This window comes from Reinekea forsetii (assembly GCF_002795845.1).
In the GTDB taxonomy this organism is placed as follows: domain Bacteria; phylum Pseudomonadota; class Gammaproteobacteria; order Pseudomonadales; family Natronospirillaceae; genus Reinekea; species Reinekea forsetii.
In genome coordinates, this window is sequence record NZ_CP011797.1 from 2,580,001 (window position 1) to 2,602,027 (window position 22,027).

24 protein-coding genes (1 of these 24 cut by a window edge) are annotated in these 22,027 nt (G+C 52.9%); 15 read left to right on the forward strand and 9 right to left on the reverse strand.

Translation table 11 applies throughout. From position 1 onward, the window contains the following. Positions 1-890, reverse strand: partial view of a cell division protein ZapE gene (zapE, locus tag REIFOR_RS11825; protein ID WP_100257754.1) — the 5' portion only. 214 nt of this gene lie to the left of the window's left edge; the window shows 890 of its 1,104 coding nt (coding positions 1-890); its start codon is at positions 888-890; its stop codon lies off the left edge, out of view. A 158-nt stretch (positions 891-1,048) separates the two neighbouring features. Between zapE and REIFOR_RS11830 the strand changes: the two genes are divergently transcribed. The 3 genes from REIFOR_RS11830 (at position 1,049) to cysN (ending at position 4,182) form a co-directional block, all read left to right on the forward strand. Then, positions 1,049-1,507, forward strand: coding sequence for a Z-ring associated ZapG family protein (locus REIFOR_RS11830; RefSeq protein ID WP_100257755.1), 459 nt, complete (start codon positions 1,049-1,051; stop codon positions 1,505-1,507). Between the two features lie 124 nt (positions 1,508-1,631). Further along, entirely contained in the window at positions 1,632-2,540 is a 909-nt protein-coding gene (gene cysD / locus REIFOR_RS11835) for a sulfate adenylyltransferase subunit CysD (protein ID WP_100258770.1), read from the forward strand. A 19-nt stretch (positions 2,541-2,559) separates the two neighbouring features. Then, positions 2,560-4,182: a sulfate adenylyltransferase subunit CysN gene (gene cysN / locus REIFOR_RS11840; RefSeq protein WP_100257756.1), complete on the forward strand. Its 1,623-nt coding sequence runs from the start codon at positions 2,560-2,562 to the stop codon at positions 4,180-4,182. Positions 4,183-4,248: 66 nt separating this feature from the next. Here cysN and REIFOR_RS11845 read toward each other — a convergent pair whose 3' ends face one another. The 8 genes from REIFOR_RS11845 to REIFOR_RS11880 all read right to left on the reverse strand — a co-directional run bounded on the left by REIFOR_RS11845 (position 4,249) and on the right by REIFOR_RS11880 (position 12,505). After that, a complete protein-coding gene (locus REIFOR_RS11845) occupies positions 4,249-4,998 on the reverse strand; it encodes a Nif3-like dinuclear metal center hexameric protein (protein ID WP_100257757.1) in 750 nt (249 codons plus the stop codon). A gap of 64 nt (positions 4,999-5,062) precedes the next feature. After that, positions 5,063-6,895: a maltodextrin glucosidase gene (gene malZ / locus REIFOR_RS11850; protein ID WP_100257758.1), complete on the reverse strand. Its 1,833-nt coding sequence runs from the start codon at positions 6,893-6,895 to the stop codon at positions 5,063-5,065. 156 nt (positions 6,896-7,051) lie between these two features. Continuing rightward, positions 7,052-8,146 (reverse strand): histidinol-phosphate transaminase, encoded by a 1,095-nt coding sequence (gene hisC, locus REIFOR_RS11855; protein WP_100257759.1) that lies wholly within the window; start codon positions 8,144-8,146, stop codon positions 7,052-7,054. Beyond that, entirely contained in the window at positions 8,139-9,446 is a 1,308-nt protein-coding gene (gene hisD / locus REIFOR_RS11860) for a histidinol dehydrogenase (protein ID WP_100257760.1), read from the reverse strand. Before hisD ends, hisC begins: the two co-directional genes overlap by 8 nt. After that, positions 9,443-10,099, reverse strand: a complete 657-nt coding sequence (gene hisG, locus REIFOR_RS11865) for an ATP phosphoribosyltransferase (protein ID WP_100257761.1) — start codon at positions 10,097-10,099, stop codon at positions 9,443-9,445. The genes hisD and hisG overlap by 4 nt, the downstream gene beginning before the upstream one ends. A gap of 96 nt (positions 10,100-10,195) precedes the next feature. Beyond that, positions 10,196-11,458: a UDP-N-acetylglucosamine 1-carboxyvinyltransferase gene (murA, locus tag REIFOR_RS11870; RefSeq protein WP_100257762.1), complete on the reverse strand. Its 1,263-nt coding sequence runs from the start codon at positions 11,456-11,458 to the stop codon at positions 10,196-10,198. Positions 11,459-11,469: 11 nt separating this feature from the next. Next, positions 11,470-11,700, reverse strand: a complete 231-nt coding sequence (locus REIFOR_RS11875) for a BolA family protein (protein ID WP_100257763.1) — start codon at positions 11,698-11,700, stop codon at positions 11,470-11,472. Between the two features lie 145 nt (positions 11,701-11,845). Continuing rightward, positions 11,846-12,505 carry an MlaC/ttg2D family ABC transporter substrate-binding protein gene (locus tag REIFOR_RS11880; protein ID WP_100257764.1) on the reverse strand — a complete coding sequence of 220 codons (660 nt, stop codon included), beginning with the start codon at positions 12,503-12,505 and terminating at the stop codon, positions 11,846-11,848. Between the two features lie 159 nt (positions 12,506-12,664). Between REIFOR_RS11880 and REIFOR_RS11885 the strand changes: the two genes are divergently transcribed. From REIFOR_RS11885 to yjgA, 12 genes are all read left to right on the forward strand, one after another. Next, positions 12,665-13,630 carry a calcium/sodium antiporter gene (locus REIFOR_RS11885; protein ID WP_100257765.1) on the forward strand — a complete coding sequence of 322 codons (966 nt, stop codon included), beginning with the start codon at positions 12,665-12,667 and terminating at the stop codon, positions 13,628-13,630. A gap of 3 nt (positions 13,631-13,633) precedes the next feature. Further along, complete coding sequence (locus REIFOR_RS11890) at positions 13,634-14,599, forward strand: KpsF/GutQ family sugar-phosphate isomerase (protein WP_100257766.1); 966 nt, start codon at positions 13,634-13,636, stop codon at positions 14,597-14,599. Next, positions 14,599-15,168, forward strand: a complete 570-nt coding sequence (gene lptC, locus REIFOR_RS11895) for an LPS export ABC transporter periplasmic protein LptC (protein WP_100257767.1) — start codon at positions 14,599-14,601, stop codon at positions 15,166-15,168. Before REIFOR_RS11890 ends, lptC begins: the two co-directional genes overlap by 1 nt. After that, positions 15,155-15,679, forward strand: coding sequence for a lipopolysaccharide transport periplasmic protein LptA (gene lptA / locus REIFOR_RS11900; protein ID WP_100257768.1), 525 nt, complete (start codon positions 15,155-15,157; stop codon positions 15,677-15,679). Before lptC ends, lptA begins: the two co-directional genes overlap by 14 nt. Then, complete coding sequence (gene lptB, locus REIFOR_RS11905; RefSeq protein ID WP_100257769.1) at positions 15,679-16,404, forward strand: LPS export ABC transporter ATP-binding protein; 726 nt, start codon at positions 15,679-15,681, stop codon at positions 16,402-16,404. The genes lptA and lptB overlap by 1 nt, the downstream gene beginning before the upstream one ends. A gap of 63 nt (positions 16,405-16,467) precedes the next feature. After that, positions 16,468-17,964, forward strand: coding sequence for an RNA polymerase factor sigma-54 (locus tag REIFOR_RS11910; RefSeq protein WP_100257770.1), 1,497 nt, complete (start codon positions 16,468-16,470; stop codon positions 17,962-17,964). Positions 17,965-18,151: 187 nt separating this feature from the next. Beyond that, on the forward strand, positions 18,152-18,451 hold the full coding sequence (hpf, locus tag REIFOR_RS11915) for a ribosome hibernation-promoting factor, HPF/YfiA family (protein ID WP_100257771.1): 300 nt from the start codon (positions 18,152-18,154) through the stop codon (positions 18,449-18,451). Between the two features lie 7 nt (positions 18,452-18,458). Next, a complete protein-coding gene (locus REIFOR_RS11920) occupies positions 18,459-18,923 on the forward strand; it encodes a PTS sugar transporter subunit IIA (protein ID WP_100257772.1) in 465 nt (154 codons plus the stop codon). A 13-nt stretch (positions 18,924-18,936) separates the two neighbouring features. Next, positions 18,937-19,809: an RNase adapter RapZ gene (gene rapZ / locus REIFOR_RS11925; RefSeq protein WP_227003672.1), complete on the forward strand. Its 873-nt coding sequence runs from the start codon at positions 18,937-18,939 to the stop codon at positions 19,807-19,809. Then, positions 19,806-20,075: an HPr family phosphocarrier protein gene (locus REIFOR_RS11930; RefSeq protein WP_100257773.1), complete on the forward strand. Its 270-nt coding sequence runs from the start codon at positions 19,806-19,808 to the stop codon at positions 20,073-20,075. Before rapZ ends, REIFOR_RS11930 begins: the two co-directional genes overlap by 4 nt. Before the next feature lie 33 nt (positions 20,076-20,108). Further along, positions 20,109-21,467 carry a magnesium transporter gene (gene mgtE, locus REIFOR_RS11935; protein WP_100257774.1) on the forward strand — a complete coding sequence of 453 codons (1,359 nt, stop codon included), beginning with the start codon at positions 20,109-20,111 and terminating at the stop codon, positions 21,465-21,467. 13 nt (positions 21,468-21,480) lie between these two features. Further along, a complete protein-coding gene (gene yjgA / locus REIFOR_RS11940; RefSeq protein ID WP_100257775.1) occupies positions 21,481-22,002 on the forward strand; it encodes a ribosome biogenesis factor YjgA in 522 nt (173 codons plus the stop codon). Positions 22,003-22,027: the final 25 nt, after the last annotated feature.

Below are 22,027 nucleotides of genomic sequence, written 5' to 3' on the forward strand. Positions count from 1 at the left end.
GGCACATCACTCACCAGCACCGCGTGAAAGCAATGGGCTATTTCAATGTAGTCATTCTGTGACCGGGGACCTTCGCACAAGTCGGCAAAGCGGAACAGGGCGACATCGTCGTTGAGCCGACGGACTTTTATTGCGCGGCCTAGGACGTCCAATGAACTATTGGCCTCGACCTGTTCAGCATCCGGTGCCAAGCGATGAAAACTGGCCATCAGATTATCTTCGGCCGCCTGATCCAAGGGTGAATGAAATATTTCGACCTGTTTAAGAGTGCGCAGACGGTAGTCGGTGCCGCCGTCGACATTCAAGATTCGGGTATTGGCCTTGAGCAATTCGATGGCCGGTAGAAACAGGCTGCGCTGCAGGCCTTCTTGATAGAGCAGGTCTGGCACGATATTCGAGGTAGCGATCAGCGTAACCCCTTCCTCAAATAGGGTACCCAGGAGATTGGCCAAGATCATGGCGTCGCCGATATCGCTGACAAAGAACTCATCAAAACACAGCACTCGTGCCGATTGCGCAAATTCTCGGGCGACGATTTGCAGTGGGTTGGCCTTTCCTTTGTGAATATTGAGCTGTTGATGCACCAAGCGCATGAAATGGTGGAAATGTAGGCGTTTCTTTTCTGGAAACGGCAGCGCGTCAAAAAAGGTGTCCATCAAATAGGTTTTACCCCGACCCACGCCGCCCCAAAAATAGATTCCAGCTACCTTTTCAGGGCGTTTACCCAAGTGACTCATCAGGCGATTGAGGGGTCTACTTTCCTTCGCCGCGCGTATAATTAATTGTTCAAAAACCTCTTGCAGGGCTTTAACTGCGGCCTCTTGCGAGCTATCGCGAGTAAAATCGTCGCGTGCTAAGTCTTTTTGATAGCGTGCCCAAGGTGTCGTCATTTATGAATCCCGGTGATAATAGTCGCGAATTGTAACGCCAACTGGCGCACAATCAATGAACCGGGGGCACAAATGTTTAAGCTCAGACATTATGGCTTGGCGTGGTCAAGACGCTATACTATGCACAGACCTCGGATTAACACCTACTGGAGAACATAATGCTGCAACTACAATGGACCACGTTTGCTGCGGCCATATTAGCCGCTCTAATAATTGGCGGGCTACTCGGTCGGCTATTTTTGCGCAAAGACGGCCAAGATCGCTCCGGTCTGCGCCGTCAACTCGACGAGTTAAAACAGCAACACCAGTCCTATCAGATTGACGTGACGGAACACTTCAGTCGCACCAGCAATCTGATCGAGGAGATGAACTCAAACTATGCCCGCATCCAGGACCATCTGAATACCGGTGCAGAGCAGTTTGTTCGACCGGAGTACCGAATCGAGTCGGCGCGCAGCAATGAGGCGTCGCTAGAAGACTTGGCGCCGTTAAAAGTAGAAATTGAAGAATCTATGGGTCCACGTGACTACGCGCCCAAGGATCCAGCGCAAGAAGGCATGTTGTCGGAGACCTACGGCCTGAAACGCGATGAATTGCTGCCGGAAGAGAGTAAGTAACGCCCAGACTTACTGGAACAGAGATTTCGCATAGCCATATAACAAAATGCTCTTATAAGAGTAATTCAAATAACCAAAAGCTTTGCTATCATTCGCTCACTGATTTTCTATCCGTGAGTGAATGATGACCCTGCAAAACTTTACCCACCTGAAACAACTGGAAGCCGAAAGCATCCATATAATGCGTGAGGTTGTCGCCGAATTCGATAATCCGGTGATGCTCTATTCCGTCGGCAAAGACTCTGCGGTCATGCTGCATCTGGCGCTGAAGGCTTTCTATCCGGGCAAATTGCCGTTCAAACTGCTGCACGTCGATACCGACTGGAAATTCAAGGAAATGATTGAATTCCGTGACCAGGTAGCCAAGAAATATGACTTCGAGCTGATCGTCCATAAAAACCAAGAGGGTTTGGACCAGGGTATTGGCCCCTTCAGTCATGGCAGTGCCAAACACACAGATATCATGAAGACCCAGGGCCTCAAGCAAGCGCTCGACAAGTATGGCTTCGATGCCGCGTTCGGCGGGGCTCGACGCGATGAGGAGAAGTCCCGCGCAAAGGAACGGGTCTATTCGTTCCGCGATCCCAATCATCGCTGGGACCCCAAGAGCCAACGTCCGGAACTGTGGAATATCTACAATGCCCGGCTCAATCGCGGCGAGTCGATTCGGGTTTTCCCGCTGTCCAACTGGACCGAGCTGGATATTTGGCAATACATCCATCTGGAAAAAATCGACATCGTGCCGCTCTACTTTGCCAATGTCTTGCCAGTGGTCAACCGCAACGGCATGTTGATCAATGTCAATGACGAGCGCATGGAGCTGTTACCGGGTGAACAGATCGAACATCTCAAGGTACGCTTTCGTACCCTGGGCTGTTACCCGCTGACCGGCGCAGTGGAATCCACTGCAGCGACCCTGCCTGAGATTATCCAAGAGATGTTGCTGACCACCACCAGTGAACGGCAAGGGCGCGCCATCGACCACGATTCATCCGGGTCGATGGAAAAGAAAAAACAGGAAGGTTATTTCTGATTTACGGAGTAAAAATACTATGACCCACCAGTCAGATCTTATTGCGAGTGACATCGACGCTTACCTGTTAGCGCATCAAAACAAGGAACTGCTGCGCTTTTTAACCTGCGGCAGTGTCGACGATGGCAAATCAACCCTAATCGGCCGCCTGCTGCACGATTCCAAGATGATCTATGAGGATCAACTCGCGGCGATCGAACAGGACAGTCAAAAGTCCGGAACCAACGGTGAAAAGATCGATTTGGCCTTGCTGGTCGATGGCCTGCAGGCCGAGCGCGAACAGGGCATCACCATCGACGTCGCCTACCGCTATTTCTCCACCAGCAAGCGTAAGTTCATTATTGCCGACACCCCGGGCCATGAGCAGTACACCCGCAATATGGCCACCGGTGCGTCGACTTGCGATCTGGCGATCATCCTCATCGATGCTCGCTATGGGGTAATGACCCAAACTCGGCGCCACAGCTTTATTGCCCACCTATTGGGCCTAAAGCATCTTATAGTTGCCGTCAACAAGATGGATCTGGTTGACTACAGCGAGGATCGCTACAATGAGATTCAGCAGGACTACCTGACCTTGGCTGAGCAATTGAGCGTCCCCGACATTCGCTTTGTGCCGATGTCGGCGCTCGAGGGCGATAACGTGGTCAACCGCAGTACAGCCATGTCCTGGTATCAGGGTGGAACACTGATGGAGCTGTTGGAAAGCATCGAAATCGCGCGCGATGTCGAGCTGAGCCAGTTCCGCTTCCCGGTCCAGTATGTCAATCGCCCGAACTTGGATTTCCGCGGCTATGCCGGCACCATTGCAGCCGGCATCGTCAAACTCGGTGATACGTTAACCGCCTTGCCGAGTGGCCATAGCTCGACCGTGGCGAGTATCGTGACCTTTGATGGCGATATGGAACAGGCGCACGTTGGCCAGGCGGTCACCCTCACCTTGGCCGATGAAATCGACATCAGTCGGGGCGATGTGCTGGTGCGCAGTGGCGAACAACCGCTGATCGGGCAAGCTTTTAAAACCAAGCTTATTTGGATGCATGAAGCGCCCTTGGTGGTTGGCCGGCAATATTTCTTTAAGCTCGGCAATCAGCTCAGCAGTGGTTCGGTCAGCCGGATTGACTGCCAGATTGACGTCAACACCTTTGCCACCAGTCAGGTGGACCAGTTGGCGCTGAACGCCATTGCCGATGTGACCATCCAGCTCAACAAACCGGTCGTGGCCGACGCCTATGGCGCCAATCGCCATACCGGCGCCTTTATCGTGATCGATCGACTCACCAATGGCACGGTCGGGGCGGGCATGATTGAAGCATTGGCGAGCGGCGTTGAAGCCGAGCGGGTGTCGGATCGAGAGCGTGAGCTGCGCCATCAACAACGCTCGGTTACGGTGCAATTGGCCGGTGACCAACCGGCAGAACAGGCGGTTGCCCTAGAGCAACGCCTGTTCAGCTTAGGCCATACCGCTGTGGTGGTCAGCGCAGAAGATGCTCTGACCGTATGCCCCTATGTCGAGGCAGCCGGTCTGATTGCCATTGTCGCCGGTGGCGCGGCCCTGCCCTTCGGCCAGCGTTACGAAGATGCGCCGTTGAAAGATGTACTTAGCGCGTTAGCGCAGACGGGTATACTGCTAAGCCGCTAAAGCAGAGCTTGCACCGGCCGTTCGAATGGACGGCCGGTGTACTTTGGTCTGGTCGAAACCCTTAGCTTACACCGGAATCGGCAGATCGATAAATTGCACTTCTAGATCGAACTGCGCGGCCAGATGATCACCCAAGGCCATCACCCCACCCCGTTCGGTCGCATGATGTCCGGCAGCAAAATAATGCACACCACTTTCGCGCGCCAGATGCACCGTCGGTTCGCTGATTTCACCGGATACGAAGGCATCGACGCCCGCGTCTATAGCCTGCTCCAAATACCCTTGGGCCGCGCCGGTACACCAGGCGATGGTCTCAATATCGTCCATTTCATCGCCAATATGTAGCACGTCAAAGCCCAGTGTGTCGCTTAACTTGCGCCGTAAACTGCCCCCCGTCTCGGTGCCCTCGACCGAGCCATGCAGGGCGAGCGTGTCGCCCAGCTTGCCGGCAATGGTCCAGCCTAGGGTATGCGCCAACTGCACATTATTGCCAAAGCGCTCATGGGCATCGAGCGGTAGGTGATAGGCAAAGAGGCTGATGTCGTGTTCGAGCAGAGTGGCTATGCGGCTTTTTTTGATGCCGGTTAGGCATGGGTCTTCACCTTTCCAAAAATAGCCATGATGGACCAGAATAGCTTGGGCATTGTGCGCAATGGCCTCTTCTATTAGCCGCTGACTGGCGGTCACACCGGTCACCAGCCGCTCGATGGTCGGTGCACCTTCGACCTGCAGGCCATTGGGGCAATAGTCTTTGAACTGGCCAACCTGCAACAGTTGGTTGAGGTAGGCGTTTAGCTCCGATCTTAAAACAGGCATGGTCACTCCGTGAGTTGTATCTATTGCGAACACTATGGCTTATTTAGCGCAAAGACAAGCTTCGCTAGGTGCGAGCGGCAACGGAGTCGTTTGCGCTGATCTGCCGTGACCAGAGCTGGAGCGACTTGTCCGGTGCGCCCACTTGACAGTCGAGCCCAATCATCTGCAGATCGCCATCGGCGTCAACTCGCTGCCAGGGTGCATCCGAGCCGGGTAAGTTCAATTCAAACTGGAGCTCACAGGCTGCGCCTCGATTTAGTACAATTAAACACTGCTCATGATCGCTGATGCGGGCAAACACCATGGCGTCTTGCTCGGCATAGAGATCAATCAGCGCACCCGCACTGAGCGCCGTAAAGGCTTTGCGATAGCCGATCCAACGTTGGCAAAAATCGAGCAGCTCATTATCCCATTGACGTTCATCCCAGGGAAAACAGCGCCGGCAGTCCGGATCTTGAGCGCCGACCAGGCCAATTTCGGTGCCATAATAAAGACAGGGTGTGCCTATATAGGTCATTAAGAAACCGATCGCGACCTGCAGTAAGGCGCGATCGTTCTGTACCATGGTGAGGAAGCGCGGGGTATCGTGACTGTCGAGCTGATTAAATTGCAATAACTGGTGGTCGAACGATATCCGCGCCCGGGCCTCCCGCAGCCAACGGGCAAACTGGGTCGCGCTCAACTCAATCGGATGGTGAGCGATATCCAGACCGGCTAGAAACGCACGCACTGGGTGGCCGAAGCCGAAGTAATTCATTGCACAGTCTTCCTGGTCGCCCTGCAACCAGCTGCTGGCTTCGAAGAAATGCTCGCCCAAGAGCAAGGCCTCACTGTTCTCTGCCTTAATGACCGCACGCAAGGTGCGCACATAATGGGCGTTATTTTTCGCACCCGGACCTTCGCCGATCATATGGATCACGTCCATACGCCAACCATCAATATTGTAGGGCGCTTGTAGCCAGTGTCGAATTACCGAGTCGGGGCCGGTTATCATGTCGGCTTGCACATCGGCGTTGGCAAAATCGAGCGTGGGCAGGCTATGATGATTTTTCCAGCTGGCGTACTCGTTATCAACACCGAAGACATATTTGGCTCGCTGGCGCGCATCACCGGCCAGTGCCGCTTGAAACCAAGGATGCAACGCACTGGTATGGTTGATAACCGCGTCCAATACCACTCTCATCCCGCGCAAATGGATGCCCTCTATAAGCTGTTGCAGGGCGCGGTTACCGCCGAAATGCGGGTCAACATTAAAATAGTCGACCGTGTCGTATTTATGGGACGATTGGGACTCGAAGACCGGGTTGAGATAGAGCGCGGTAACGCCCAGACGCTGTTGCAGATAGTCCAGTTTGTTATAGACCCCAATCAGATCGCCGCCGAAAAACTCAAAGCCACCCGTGCGCGGATCCGGCTCGTCGCCCCACTGTTTGATAACGATATCGGTTCGATTGAGATAGCGGTATTCGCCCGGTTGGGGCTTGAGGTGCGCATCGCCCTGGGCGAAGCGCTCGGGAAAGACCTGATAGAAAACTTGCGCGCCCGACCAAGTTGGCAGGCGGCGATCGTGACTGTAGCGGTACATATGGATATTACGCGGCATATGCGGCTCGACCCCAGCCGCACCGAGCCAAGATGAACCCTGCGACCAAACCAGTTTAAACAGATACTCGGTTTGCTCTATATGTTGGCTTTTGTCGATCAACGCCGTGTAGAAATGCCAAGTACCCTGATGTCCGTCTGCGACCATGGGCACGAGATACTCTTCGTTGTCCGGTTCAATGCGCACATAGAGGGCGTCTGGTTGCAGGCCATAGACTGCGAGCCTGACCCAGAGCTGGTCGTCACGGTCTTCCAGATAGCCGGGTATTGCATCATGAAAAGCAAGCAGACTCATCGCAACTCTCTTTGGTTTTTAACATGGTTCGGTATTGAAACAGAGCTGGGCGCGAAAACTAAGGCGGATTTAGGCTGGGGGTGCATTGCAAATTGATTAGATAGAGCGAGCCGGGCATATGACTGGAGTCTATGCCTGGACTCGCGTGCTAAACGGCTACAAAATCTGCTGCAGCGCCGCGATCAGGAGAGCATTTTCGTCACTCGAAGAGACGTTAATTCTCAGGCAATCGTGCAGCGATGGGTGACCACCATGCAGTTTTTTGACCAGAATTCCGGCGTCTTTCAATTTCTGGTGAATATCCACGGCCTGGCCTTCGGCCGTGCGCACCAAGATAAAGTTCGCCTGGCTCGGATACACCGTGAGGCTTTGAAACGCCGCCAAACTTTGGCTCAGTTGCTGCCGCTGACGCACTAATTCCTGGGTCTGGTTCATCAACACAGGATAGTGGTCCATGGCAAAGACAGCGGTCAGTTGTGTTAAGGCATTAATGTTATAAGGCAAGCGTAACTTATTAATCTGCTCGATCCAGGCCGGGTGACCAAACAACATACCCAGGCGTAAACCGGCTAGACCGACCTTGGAGAACGTGCGCATGATCAAAAGATTCGGAAACTCATCCAACCAGGCCAAATAATCGGCATCGGTAAAGGCGGTATAGGCCTCATCGATAACCACCAAGCCATTGGCCCGCTCCAGAATACGACGCAACTTTTCATCGCCCCAAAGATTCCCGGTTGGGTTGTTGGGCTGAGCGAGAAAAATAACCGCCGGGTCTTCGACCTCTATGGCACGCAGGGTCGCCTCCAGGTCAAGATCGAAATCGCGATTCAATGGCATGCCAACATAGGTCATGCCCAGGAATTTGGCGACCATTTCATACATCACAAAGCTGGGTTCGGGCGCCATAATTTTCCGGCCCGAGCCGTTCACCACTAGGGCAATCAGCTGGATCAGTTCATCGGAGCCGTTGCCGAGCAAGATATCGATATCATCCGGTACATTGAACAGACGCCGAATGCTGTCCTTGACCTCGGGGGCATCGGGGTGCGGATAACGGTTCACATGGGCATCGGCCATCAACTCAGACCAGGCCTTTTGCATGGTCTCCGGCCAAACGAAGGGGTTTTCCATGGCATCGAGCTTGACCATGCCGGTCGAGTCTGGCACCGAGTAGGCACCAATATCACGGATCGTCTTATTCACCCAACGATCTAAATGGGTATCCAGGCGGTCTCGAAAATCAGTCATTGATACGTTGCTCCGCGCTGCGGGCGTGGGCGGTTAAGAGTTCACCGCGCGCCAGTACTGATACGACCTTGCCCAATTCACTCGCCGCCGACGCCGAGGCGCCGATCAATGAGCTGCGTTTTTGGAAATCGTAGACCCCTAAGGGGCTGAAAAATCGTGCCGTACCGCTGGTCGGCAGAACATGATTGGGTCCGGCGCAATAGTCGCCCAGGGCCTCAGAGGTATGCCGGCCCATAAAGATGGCACCGGCGTGCCGGATGTCGGGCAACCAGGCTTCAGGATCAGCCACCGACAGCTCCAAATGCTCTGGCGCGATCTTGTTGATCAACGCCTTGGCATCGTCGAGTTTGGGTACCCAGATAAAGGCGCCTCGGGCATTGAGTGAGCGGCGTATGGTGTCGGCCCGTTCCATGGTCGGCAACAGGCGCTCGATCGCGGCCAGGGTTCGGCGCAAAAACTCCGCGTCATGGGAAATTAAGATAGCTTGGGCATCGTGGGAATGTTCGGCTTGGGAAAAGAGATCCATCGCGATCCAGTCCGGATCGGTCAGGCCGTCACAGATGACCAATATTTCACTCGGCCCGGCGATCATATCGATCCCGACCTTGCCAAAAACCTGCTGCTTCGCCGTTGCCACATAGGCATTGCCTGGGCCGACGATCTTATCAACGGCCGGCACCGTCTCGGTGCCATAGGCCAACGCCGCAATGGCTTGTGCGCCACCAAGCAGATAGACCTCGGTAACGCCGGCGACAAAGGCCGCCCCCAAGACAAAGTCGTTGACCTGGCCACCCGGCGCCGGCGTGGTCATGATAATATCCCGAACCCCAGCGACCTTGGCCGGCAGAGCATTCATAATAACCGAGGACGCCAGCGGTGCAACGCCGCCGGGCACATAGATACCGACTCGATCCATCGCCGTCACCTGCTGGCCTAAGACCACACCCAGATCATCGGTATAGCGCCAGCTCTGGGCGATCTGCTTTTCGTGATAAGCGGTTACCCGCTCGGCGGAAAAGCGCAAGGCGGCTTTCTGCTGCGCCGGTAACCGTTCAAAGGCGGCGGCAATCTCGATCGCGCCCAAGCTTAGCTGCGCCATGGACTCGACCGGGAAGCGGTCGAATTGGTCCGACAGGCGGCACAGGGCGGCATCGCCCTCGGTGCGAACCTGCTGAATAATATCGGCCACGGTTTGCTGCAGGTTACCGTCAGAGACCGATTCCCAGGCCAAAAGCTGATTTAACGCCGTATCAAAACCGTCGTCAATCGAACGCAATTGCTTAATAGTTAGCGAACTCATGCTTGCTCCGAATTCCTTTTAATAGCTGCCGCCAACAGGGCGACTAGGGGTTTAATAGTTTCGTCTTTCATCTTCAGGGCCAATCGGCTGGCCACCAAACGGCTGCTGATATCGGCGATAAACTCATCTGGAGCCAAACCATTGGCCTTTAGGGTATTGCCGGTATCGACTATATCCACAATGACATCGGCCAGATTCATAATGGGCGCCAGTTCCATACCGCCATACAACTTGATTAGATCGACCTGACGCCCCTGGTCGGCAAAGTAACGCCGCGCCACATTAATATATTTGGTGGCGACCTTTAACCTACCTGCCGGGAGGGCCACATCCTTCATCTTGGCCGTCATCAATTGGCACTTGGCAATATTCAAATCGAGTAACTCATACATCTCTTCGGCACCGTGCTCCATCAGCACGTCCTTGCCGGAGACACCCAGATCTGCGACCCCATATTCAACATAGGTCGGCACGTCCACCGCCCGGATAATGATGAAATATACGTTGGGCTGCGTAGTTTCAAAAATAAGTTTACGGGATGTATGCACATCCTCAAGGGGCTCAATACCGGCTGCGGCAAATAGCGGCAAGGTTTCCTTTAAAATCCGCCCCTTGGACAGGGCAATGGTGATGCTCTCAGCACTTCGTTGCATGGTAACTCGCTAATCTGTTTAGTCAGGCTCTATAGATCCGAAAGGCGCTGTTGAGCGCCTATGGGTCTATGAGAAAATGTATTCTGTCGAGCTCGATCAGCCGGAAATTCGGCGGATGGTTGCACCCAGGCCGGCCAGCTTTTCTTCGATACACTCATAACCGCGATCAAGATGGTAGATCCGGTCGACCAGCGTCTCACCCTCGGCAATCAGACCGGCCAAGACCAGCGACGCCGACGCACGTAAGTCAGTCGCCATCACAGGTGCACCCTTGAGTTTCAAGCACCCCTCGATGGTCACCGAATTACCGCGAATATAGGCCTTAGTGCCCATCCGCTCAAGCTCATTGATGTGCATAAAACGGTTTTCAAAGACCGTTTCTTCGACCGTTCCGGTGCCAATCGCGACCGAGTTCAACACGGTAAACTGGGCCTGCATATCCGTAGGAAACTCTGGATAAGGCGCGGTGGTAATATCCACAGCTTTGACTCGCTCGCCTTTCATATCGATTTCGACCCAATCGGGACCACATTCAATATGAGCTCCGGCTTCGCGTAGCTTTACCAATACGGCGTCTAAGTGCTCCGGGATCACATCTCGAATGCGCACACAGCCACCGGCGACCGCACCGGCCACCAGATAGGTACCGGCTTCGATACGATCGGGCAAAACCCGATGATGACAACCGTGTAAGCGCTCGACGCCTTCAATGGTAATGGTGTCGGTCCCGGCACCTTCGATGCGGGCGCCCATGGCGATGAGGCATTTAGCCAGATCGATAACCTCTGGTTCTTTGGCGGCATTTTCCAGCACGGTAATGCCATCGGCCAGGGTTGCGGCCATCAGGAGGTTTTCAGTGCCGGTCACGGTCACGGTGTCAAAATAGATCCGTGCGCCCTTCAAACGACCGTCACAACTGGCTCGAATGTAGCCGTCTTCGACAATAATCTGTGCGCCCATGGCTTCCATACCACGGATGTGAAGATCCACCGGCCGACTGCCAATGGCGCAACCGCCGGGCAGCGATACATTGGCTTCACCAAAGTGGGCCAACAGCGGCCCCAGCACCAAAATAGAGGCCCGCATGGTGCGCACCAACTCATAGGGTGCCGTGTATTCGGTAATGGTGCCGGCGCAAACATCGACACTCATATCTTCATTCAGAGTAACGTTCACCCCCATGCAGCCGAGCAGACCGATCAAGGTTGTAATATCATTGAGATGAGGCAGATTGCTCAGGGTCACGGTTTCTTCAGTTAAGAGGGTGCAAGCTAGGATCGGCAAGGCGGCATTTTTAGCACCTGAGATGCGAACTTCGCCGTTCAGCTTGGCGCCGCCGGTAATAAGTAATTTATCCACTGAGCTGATCCTTAAGAAACTTCGGAAGGTGATTGTAATTTCATCGACACGGCGTGAATTTCACCGGACGCGATCTGGTCGTTTAACACTGCGTAGACCATCTGTTGGCGCGGCACGGGACGTTTTCCGGCAAAGGCCTCGGCAACGATCGATAGCGCAAACTTAGCACCCTCGCCTTCGACTGCAATTTGTGCATCGGGGAAAGCAATATCAAGCAGTGCGGTTACGTCATCAACGGTCATAGAGGGGTCTCATCATCAGAATAAAGGGGGCAAGAATATACGTAATAGAGGCACATATCGATATGAAAAACACTGTGCTCTGTACTGGCTCGCAAAATTTGCCACAGTATACACCCAAAGGCAGGCTTTTGGGCCCCCAGTCCGCTTACTCTCTAAAACGAATGCTCTTATAGGCGTCTTCAGTAATTCGCTCCCAAGCCAGGATAGTCGCATCCAGATCACCTCCAGCCTCACTGTAGAGCTGTTCGAATTGGGTACGGAAGGTCACCCCTAGGTTAATGCCGTTAAAGATGGCATTTTGCATTTTCCAGTCATCCGACTTCCGGCTGTAGTACACACTCTGCACCAACGGGTATTTGGGCCCATCAGGCGATATAACTTCCATATACACACGGGTATTGCGCAGGGTATCTTTTTTATCGTCCTGACTCGGCAATAGATTGACCTCAAAGGCGCCAAAGGCATAAATGCCGCCGGCATAGGTGTTGACCATACTGCGTTTAAAGACTTCCAAAAAACGAATTTTTTGCGCTCGGGTAGCCACACTATAGGCTTCGCCCATGACCTTTCGGGCAATGACTGAATAGCCAATGACCGGCTCGAGCAATTCGGTCACCTCGTCAAGATAAGCTTGTCGAGCCGCCTCATCCTCACTACCGGCATACTTGCGCACCACAGTCAGGATAGATTGAACTCCCTCGCGCACCGTTTCATCTGCCGCCTTGACCCCATCTTGAGCAAAAAGATGGCTGGGCATGGCCATTAATAGACCCGCCAGGCCCATAAAAGCTAATATCTTACGCATTTCACTCTCCTAGATTCATTTTGGCAGCAATCATAACAGTCTAGAGACGAACCTGTGATGAAGCCAGTGTCCAATTCTAGCGTAATTTGCCGTCACAGGATTGCATTCTGGACGCAAAGCCCGTTAAATGCGCGGGATTAAAACTTTAGGCAGTACATTATGTTGATCTTTTCCTTGGCTATTTTGGCCGGGCTTATCTTACTGGTTCTCAGTGCCGATCGATTCGTAGCCGGAAGTGCCGCTATCGCGAATAACTTTGGCGTGCCGCACATTATCATCGGCGTCACCATTGTCTCGCTCGGCACATCGGCACCGGAAATTATTGTCGCCATCTTTGCCGCGCTGGACGATAAGATTGAGATTGCCATGGGCAATGCCATCGGCTCTAACATTGCCAACATCGGCCTAGTGCTCGGCATCACTGCGTTGATTGCGCCCATTCCAATCAGCAAGCGCTTGATCATCAATGAGAACTTAATCATGCTCGGCGTTGCCATTCTCGCCGGCTTGGTATTGTTCAACTATATTATCGGCTTTATCGAGTCCCTGAGCCTTGTTCTGTGCCTGGCGGTGTTTTTGGCTTGGATCTATGTTCAGCATAAACGAGCCAATGGCAGTGACGCTGAGTTCGAAGAAGACATCCCCAGCGACATGACCAACAGCAAGGCCTTGGTGTTATTTGTGCTGGGCTTGGCCGTGCTGATTGGCAGTGCCCGCCTGCTGGTTTGGGGTGCTGTTGGTATCGCCAATCAATACGCCATCAGTGAAGCCATTATCGGTGCAACCATTATCGCCATCGGCACCAGCTTGCCTGAACTGGCAGCATCGGTGGCCAGCGCACTAAAGAAACACCATGATATAGCGATCGGCAATATCTTGGGTTCCAATATATTTAATCTCCTCGCCGTATTGGCCGTGCCGGGGCTAATTGCCCCAGGCGGTTTTGCCGCTGAGGTTTTTAACCGCGATTATTGGTTTATGTTGGCCATTAGCCTGGTCCTCTTTGCCGCTCTTTTTATCCAAGGCAAGCGTAATGCGAAACTGGGTCGCTATCTTGGCACGTTTTTTGTGGTAAGCTATGCAGTCTATGGCTACATCGTATTTCTGGCCGCAACCGCTGTGTAATATATGACCAATACCAACTTTCTCGCCATCGCAAAACGAACCTTTGCGCTGGAAATTTCGGCCTTGACCACACTGGAACAGGCCCTGGATGACCAATTTAACCAAGCCTGCTTGTTATTGCTCGGGTGTAAGGGTCGCGTTGTGGTCACGGGCATGGGTAAATCCGGCCATATCGCCCACAAGATAGCCGCCACTCTGGCCAGCACGGGCACCCCAGCATTCTTTGTCCACCCCGGTGAAGCCAGTCATGGCGACATGGGTATGATTACCGGTGCAGATGTCGTTATCGCCTTATCCAATTCGGGCGAAGTGAACGAAATCGTTTCTCTGCTGCCGCTGATCAAGCGGCTGGGTGCCGCACTTATTGGCATGTCCGGCAATAACAGCAGCAGCTTGGCCACCCTGTCCGATGTGCATCTATACTGTGGGGTCGAGCAAGAGGCTTGCCCATTGAACCTTGCGCCGACATCCTCGACCACCGCGGCCCTGGTAATGGGTGATGCCGTGGCAATTGCCCTGCTGGAGGCGCGTGGTTTCAGCGCCGAAGACTTTGCCTTTTCCCACCCTGGCGGAAGCCTAGGCCGGAAATTACTGCTCAAGGTGGAAACCATCATGCACGATGGTGATGAGATCCCGATCATTAATCCGGACGCCTCCGTTTCAGAAGCCCTAATGGTGATGACACAGAAAAGCCTCGGCATGGTCACCGTGCAGCAAGACGGGCGGTTGCTGGGCATCTTCACCGATGGCGATTTACGCCGGGTAATTGATCAAAAAATAGACTTTTCGGCGACGTCCATCTCGACCGTAATGCACCCTAAACCACACTCAATCGATGCTGACCAGCTGGCCGCCCAAGCCCTTTATATGATGGAGGAGCACAAGATTACCTCGCTGGTTGTGACCCATAAGAATATCGTCGCCGGCGTGATTCATATGCACGACATATTGAGAGCCGGCGTGGCCTAATGATGTATCGCAAGCTACTGCTTATGGTGCTGATAGGTTTGGCTGCTCTACTACTAATCTTGCTTATGTCCAGTGATGAGCGGATGACGGCTGAGGTCACAAACCAGATATCGCTGCCGGCGGATTCACCGGATATATACGTAACCGGGATGGCCCTAACGCGCTACGATAAACTGGGTTCTAAGGTTATGACCGTCGACGCGGATACCGTGTCGGTGTACAACAGCAGCGGTCAGAGCCTGTTGAGTCAACCGGTGGTGATCCTGACCGATGCTGGTCAAAAGACGTGGCATATCAGAGCCGACCAGGCCCTGGTTATGGCCAATGACGACATGGAATTCCGCCACAACGTTGTGGCAACTCAACTCAACGGTACGCCTGCGACTCGAGTCGGGAGCGAGTTTATGAGGGTTTCCGACCAGGGCCAGCTAATCAGCACCGACTTAGCGGTAACCATCGTTAAGGGCAGACAAACCGTTGATGCGGTCGGCATGGCGGTCCAACTAGATGCACCCGAACCGGTGATCAACTTACTATCGGAGGTTAATTTTGTTTATGAACCGTCGTAAAAAAACCGCCTTACTGATGTTAGTCAGTCTTTGCGCGGCAAGCTTGGCGCTAGCGACGCCGGAAGATCGCAACAAGCCCATTACCGGCAAGGCCGATACCAACACCATGGATGCCAATAGCGGTAAGACGGTCTTAATTGGCCAGGTGGTTATCACCCAGGGGGCTTTGATTATCTATGCTGACAAGGTCACCATTGAAACGGATCCAGTGTCCGATCAGCTTTCCTATTTACTCGCCGAAGGCAAGCCGGTGCGGCTCTTCGACCAGCCTGTGGCCGACGGTGAAATGGTCCAAGTACAAGGCCTGCGGGTCGAATTTTTCCCCAACGAGAATAAGATTATCACTCTGGGTCAGGCACAGGTTACTCAGGTCGGCAACAAAGCCGAGGGCGAGCGCATTATTTATTTGACCGACACCGGGGTTATGACGATAGAGTCCGAGCGCGCCATCACCGGACAGCCAGGCGGCAAGCAAGCAGAGTTGCTCATTCAGCCTGAGGCCGTGAATTAATGGCCTTACTGGAAGCAACCCATCTGGCCAAAAGCTACAAAAAACGTCCAGTTGTTCGAGATGTTAGCATCGCCGTCGAAGAGGCCCAGATCGTTGGGCTACTGGGTCCGAACGGGGCCGGTAAAACCACCTGTTTCTATATGATCGTCGGTCTAATTGCCGCCGATCATGGCGATGTGACGATCAACGGTGTTTCGGTGACCCATATGCCGATGCACGCCCGGGCGCGCCAAGGCATTGGCTATCTGCCCCAAGAGGCCTCTATTTTTCGTAAGCTGTCGGTTGCCGATAACATCCTCGCCGTCCTGCAAACCCGAAAAGACCTCTCCAAGCAACAGCAGAATGAACGGCTTGAGTCCTTATTGGCCGAGTTCAATGTCACCCACATCCGCACCAGTTTGGGCATGGCGCTATCCGGCGGCGAGCGGCGGCGGGTGGAAATAGCCCGGGCCTTAGCGATGGAACCTAAGGTGATCTTGCTGGATGAGCCCTTTGCTGGTGTCGACCCTATTTCGGTCGGTGATATCAAGGCGATCATCTATCATCTACAAAAACGCGGCATTGCCGTTTTAATTACAGATCACAATGTTCGGGAAACCCTCGATATTTGTGAAAAGGCCTATATTGTCGGCAATGGTCACATCATTGCGGAAGGTTCCGCTGAAGAAGTTCTCAGCAATCAAACTGTCCGTGAGGTATATTTAGGTGATCAGTTCCGTTTATAACATTCGAAGCGGTGGCCTTGATATTTTTAGCGTTGGAGCACATTTGGTGGGTATTGAGCAAGTATGAAGACATCCTTACAACTTAAAATGAGCCAGCAACTGACGATGACCCCGCAGTTGCAGCAGGCGATTAAGTTATTGCAACTGTCCACGCTCGACTTACAGCAGGAAATTCAGCAGGCGTTGGACACCAACCCCATGCTCGAGGTCAAGGAGGACGATGCCGATGCTCCAGAACACGCCAACACTCAGGAGCCACCCAATAATGACGACCGTCAGGTTGCTAAGACTGAGACCGATGACTCCACTCGAGAACTGACCGTTCAGGAAACCATTCCGGATGAGCTGGCAGTAGACAGCTCATGGGACGACATCTACACCCATCAACCCACTAGCCATGGGCTGCCGTCCGGCGATGATGATTATAATCTCGAAAACATCTATGGCACGACCGACTCACTACAAGATCACCTCTACTGGCAGCTGAACCTGACCCCGATGACCGATAAGGATCGGGTCATTGCTGAAACCATTTTGGAAAGTGTCGATGATGAAGGCTATTTGTCGAGCCCCGTAGCCGATATATTTGAAGGTCTGATGGTGGCCATCTCGTCCGATGATGATCCGCTCGATGAAGACGAATTCCATGCGGTATTACACCGTTTGCAACAGTTTGACCCACCGGGAGTCTGTGCGGTCAACCTAGCTGACTGCCTAGCGATCCAACTCAAGCAGCTCGCCACGGACACACCCTATTTAGCGCTGGCGATACGCATCGTCGAAAATCATATCGAGCTGTTGGGCATCAAAGACTTTGCGCAAATAATGCGCAAGGCGCGGATCAAGGAAAACGAGCTGCGCGAAGTCTTCCTACTCATACAAACACTCAATCCCCGGCCCGGCAATAGCATTGCCTCGGGCAAATCCGAGTACGTAGTACCAGATGTTATTGTCACCAAAGACATCAAAAACAATCGTTGGTTTGTTGAACTGAACCCCGATATAGCGCCGAAACTGCGGGTCAACTCCTCTTACGCCTCGATGGTCAAGCGGGCCGACAATTCATCGGATAACACCTACCTAAAGGACCACTTGCAAGAGGCTAAGTGGTTTATTAAGAGCCTGCAGAGTCGAAATGAAACGCTGCTCAAGGTCGCCACCACCATCGTTGAGCACCAACGTGGCTTCTTGGACTATGGCGATGAGGCAATGAAACCGCTGGTTCTGCACGATATCGCAGAGGTGGTGGGTATGCACGAGTCGACCATTTCGCGTGTCACCACACAAAAATACATGCACACCCCCCGTGGTATATACGAATTAAAGTACTTTTTCAGTAGCCATGTCAGCACCGATACCGGTGGCGCCTGTTCCAGCACCGCGATTCGCGCACTGATCAAAAAGTTAGTGCTCGCGGAAAATACTCGTAAACCGCTGAGTGACTCTAAAATTGCCGATTTACTCGGTGAACAGGGCATACAGGTCGCCCGACGAACCATCGCCAAGTACCGAGAGTCATTGAACATTCCACCGTCAAATGAACGTAAGAGTTTGATTTAGAGCCTAAATTTTTTAAAAAGTCCCTTGCAGTTTTGGCAATGAAGCGCAATAGTTAGAATATGAGTTACATAACGGTTTCACGATTACCGGCATCTGTTTGTCGGTGGACGGTGGCCTCATTTTCGACCACCGCCTGTGTACCAGCCCACTCTGGCTGGAAAGGTAAAAACTGCAAGAGGAGCAGCCTATGCAAGTTCATATCAGCGGCCATCACGTTGAGGTAACAGAAGCCCTCCAGAGCTACGTTTCAACTAAGCTTGAAAAGCTCCAACGACATTTTGACCAAATCGGCAACGTGCAGGTCACCCTCAGTATCGAAAAGGAGAGACAAAAAGCAGAAGGCTCGCTGAACATCAAGGGCGCCCAACTCCATGCAGACGCCGAACATGACGATTTATACGCCGCCATTGATCTAATGAATGACAAACTGGACCGTCAATTGATCAAGCACAAAGAAAAAACTGTCTCACGCAGCCACGGGTCATAACGAAAGCATGATTCCTCTGGACCAAGTATTGCGCCCCGAACGCACCTTTGTTGATGACTTCGGTGCGAGCAAAAAAAAGGTACTGCAAACCCTTGCTGAGCGCCTGTCCAAGACGCTTACTGGGGTATCGGATGTTGAGTTGTTTGACCAACTGATCGCTCGTGAACGGTTGGGCAGTACCGGTATAGGTTCAGGCGTTGCAATACCCCATTGCCGCCTTGTTGGCTTAGACAAGCCCACGGCGGCATTGGTTTTATTGACCAATCCTATTGATTTCCAAGCGATAGATGCCAAGCCAGTGGATCTCGTTTTTGCCCTGGTGGTCCCTATTGATGCTACCGATGAACATTTACAGCTGCTGGCGATGGTGGTTGAAAAGGTTAATGACCCTAAGTCTTTAGCTTTGATTCGCCAATGTCCTAGCGCGATGGCCCTATATGAGCAATTTGTAGGAGCCCCAAATAAGCAATAAACTGAGAATGGCTATGTCTTCTGAAAAAATCCGACTAATAGTGATTAGTGGCCGTTCCGGTTCCGGTAAGTCGACTGTCTTAAATACACTTGAAGATGCCGGCTTTAACTGCATCGACAATTTACCCCCAGCTTTATTGCCTGAACTGGTCAGATGGATGACTGAGTCCGCACCTCATAAACAGATAGCAGTGTGCATTGACGTCCGAGTCTCCACCGAGGGTCTGCGTGACCTACCCGAAATTTTAGGCAGTCTCAGTGCAAAAATTCAACCAGAGCTACTGTACCTCGATGCCGATGAAGCCATCCTGTTACAGCGTTTTTCTGCGACCCGGCGTAAGCATCCATTAACCGACAACGCCCACTCGCTGGCCGAAGCGATTGCCCAAGAAACGCTGTCTTTAGCGCCCATCGCCGATGGGGCAGACTTCAAGCTGGATACCAGCACCCTGTCGGTACAGCAACTGCGCGTGCAAATCCGCGACCGACTAATCAACCGACCAACCGGTTTGGCGTTGCAGTTTCTGAGCTTTGGTTTTAAACATGGCTTACCCAGAGATGCGGATATGGTGTTCGATGTGCGCTGCCTGCCTAATCCATACTGGGATAAGAGCTTGCGCATGTTTACCGGTGTTGATCGCCCTATTCAAGAGTTCTTACGCCGAGAACCGGCAGTGGCGGACATGTTTGAGGATATCCGGCGCTTTATGGAGCGCTGGTTACCGGAACACGAACGCAACCAACGCAGTTACCTAACCGTGGCCATTGGTTGCACCGGTGGCCAACATCGCTCGGTATATCTGGCTGAGGAGCTCACGACGGCCTTCAAAGAAAAATACCCGACCACACAAATCAGACACCGAGACATGGGGCAGGATACAGCGTGATTAGAGAAGAGATTGTCATCATTAACAAACTCGGATTGCATGCGCGCGCGGCCGCCAAACTGGTCGGGGCGGCATCCCAATTTGGTAGCATGGTGTCGGTCTATAAGGACGGACGACAAGCCGATGCGAAAAGCATTATGGCCGTTATGATGCTCGCGGCATCCAAGGGCACTGCCCTGACCTTTGAAATAGATGGCAGCGATGAGGTCTTAGCCTGGACAGCGATCGAGACCCTGATAAATAACTTTTTCGACGAGGGCGAATAACTCACGAACCCCGCCTGATCACAGAGATACCTTATGCCTGCCAGCCTAACCGACGGACAATTAAATTCACACAAACAACAATTGGGTGCGGCACTGGAAAAGGCCGACCTGGACCTAGTGTCGATTTTAATCAACGCAGATATAGCGGTTGGTGATATCGCGCACCTTTTGGAGACCACCCCTCATAAACATCGCCTGACCCTGTGGGATTTTGTCGCCGACGCGTTGCAAGGCGAGGTGCTAACACACCTGAATGAGGACATTCAGCAGTCATTCCTGGCCCGCATGTCAGCCGAGGAAATCGTTGAAACCACGCACGACATCGATAACGATGACCTCGCGGATCTGCTGCAACAAATGCCCGAAGGCCGGTCCAGTCGAGTTCTCCAGCTCTTAGCACCGGAGGAGCGCTCGCAAGTTGAAGGGCTATTGGCCTACCCAGAGGACACCGCCGGCGGTTTGATGACCACCGATATGGTGACCGTTCGTGGCGATGTAACGGTCGCAGCGGTGTTGCGTTATTTACGCAAAATATCGCTTCCAGACGCCTTGGATCGCCTCTGGGTGACCAATCGTCAGTTCCATTACCAAGGCTCACTCGCGCTAACGGTTCTACTCACCGCCAAACCGTCTAGCCTGGTCTCAGATATCATGAACACCGATATCAAGGGCATCCGAGCCGGCGAAGATGAGGAACAGGTCGCACGTCTATTTGAGCGTCAAGATTTGGTGTCAGCCCCGGTCATAAACGACGACGGCATCGTCATTGGTCGTATTACCATCGATGACGTGGTCGATGTAATTAGCGATAGTGCGGCGCACAATATGATGAGCATGGCCGGCCTCGATGAAGAAAATGACACCTATTCCCCCATTGTAAAGAGCAGCCAAGACCGGGCCGTCTGGCTGGGTATTAATATGGCGACGGCCTTTATTGCCGCCCTAGTAATGAGTCAATTTGAAGCCTCAATTGCACAAATAGTGGCCTTGGCAGTATTGAGCCCTGTTGTCGCCAGCATGGGCGGTATCGCCGGCAGCCAAACCCTAACGCTAATGATCCGAGGCATGGCCACCGGCCACATTGGCCAATCCAATTTAACCTGGCTGGTCCTGCGGGAATTGGGCGTTGGCCTCATTAATGGCAGTCTGTGGGCTATTGTTATCGGCGTCATCACCTTCTTCTGGTATCATCAAGTATCATTGTCCTTGGTCATCGCTGCGGCAATTTTGGTCAATATTTGCATTGCTGTGCTCTCTGGTACCGTGCTGCCTTTTTTTCTTAAGGCCGCCAACATAGACCCGGCTTTGTCCGGCAGCGTGATCTTGACGACATTGACCGATGTTTTCGGTTTTTTGACATTTTTAGGCTTAGCAACACTTTTTTTACTATAAGGCATGTAAGTACATGAACGAATTTGACGATACCCACGACGATATTGAATGGGTCAGTAAGTCTGAAATGAAACGCGATAGCCACCGACTGCAGGCCATGGGTGAGCGTTTACTGGGCATTAAAAAAAGCAAGTTGGCCAAATTCCCCCTCAACGATGAACTGCTCGCTGCCATCGAAGAGAGCAAGCGGATAAAAAGCAATGAGGCGATGCGTCGTCACCTGCAATATATCGGCAAAATCATGCGTGTCTCCGATATCGAGGGCATTCAGCGCGAACTTGATCGTCTCGACCCATCCTCAGACCTCTATCTTCGGGTCCAGAATCAAGCCGAATATTGGCGCGAAAAGCTGATCAAGACCGAAGCGGCCGATGCGGAGTGGTTCGAAACCTATCCGGATACAGATCGGCAAACCTTTCGCAATATAGTGCGAGCGGCCAAGAAGGAGCAACCGGACGATCCGGCCGCACCGATTGCCGGCGGTAAAAACAGCAAAAAACTGCTCAAATGGATAAAAGAACAGCTTAAAAAATGATCCAGTAAATTCAGGTACTCGTAAA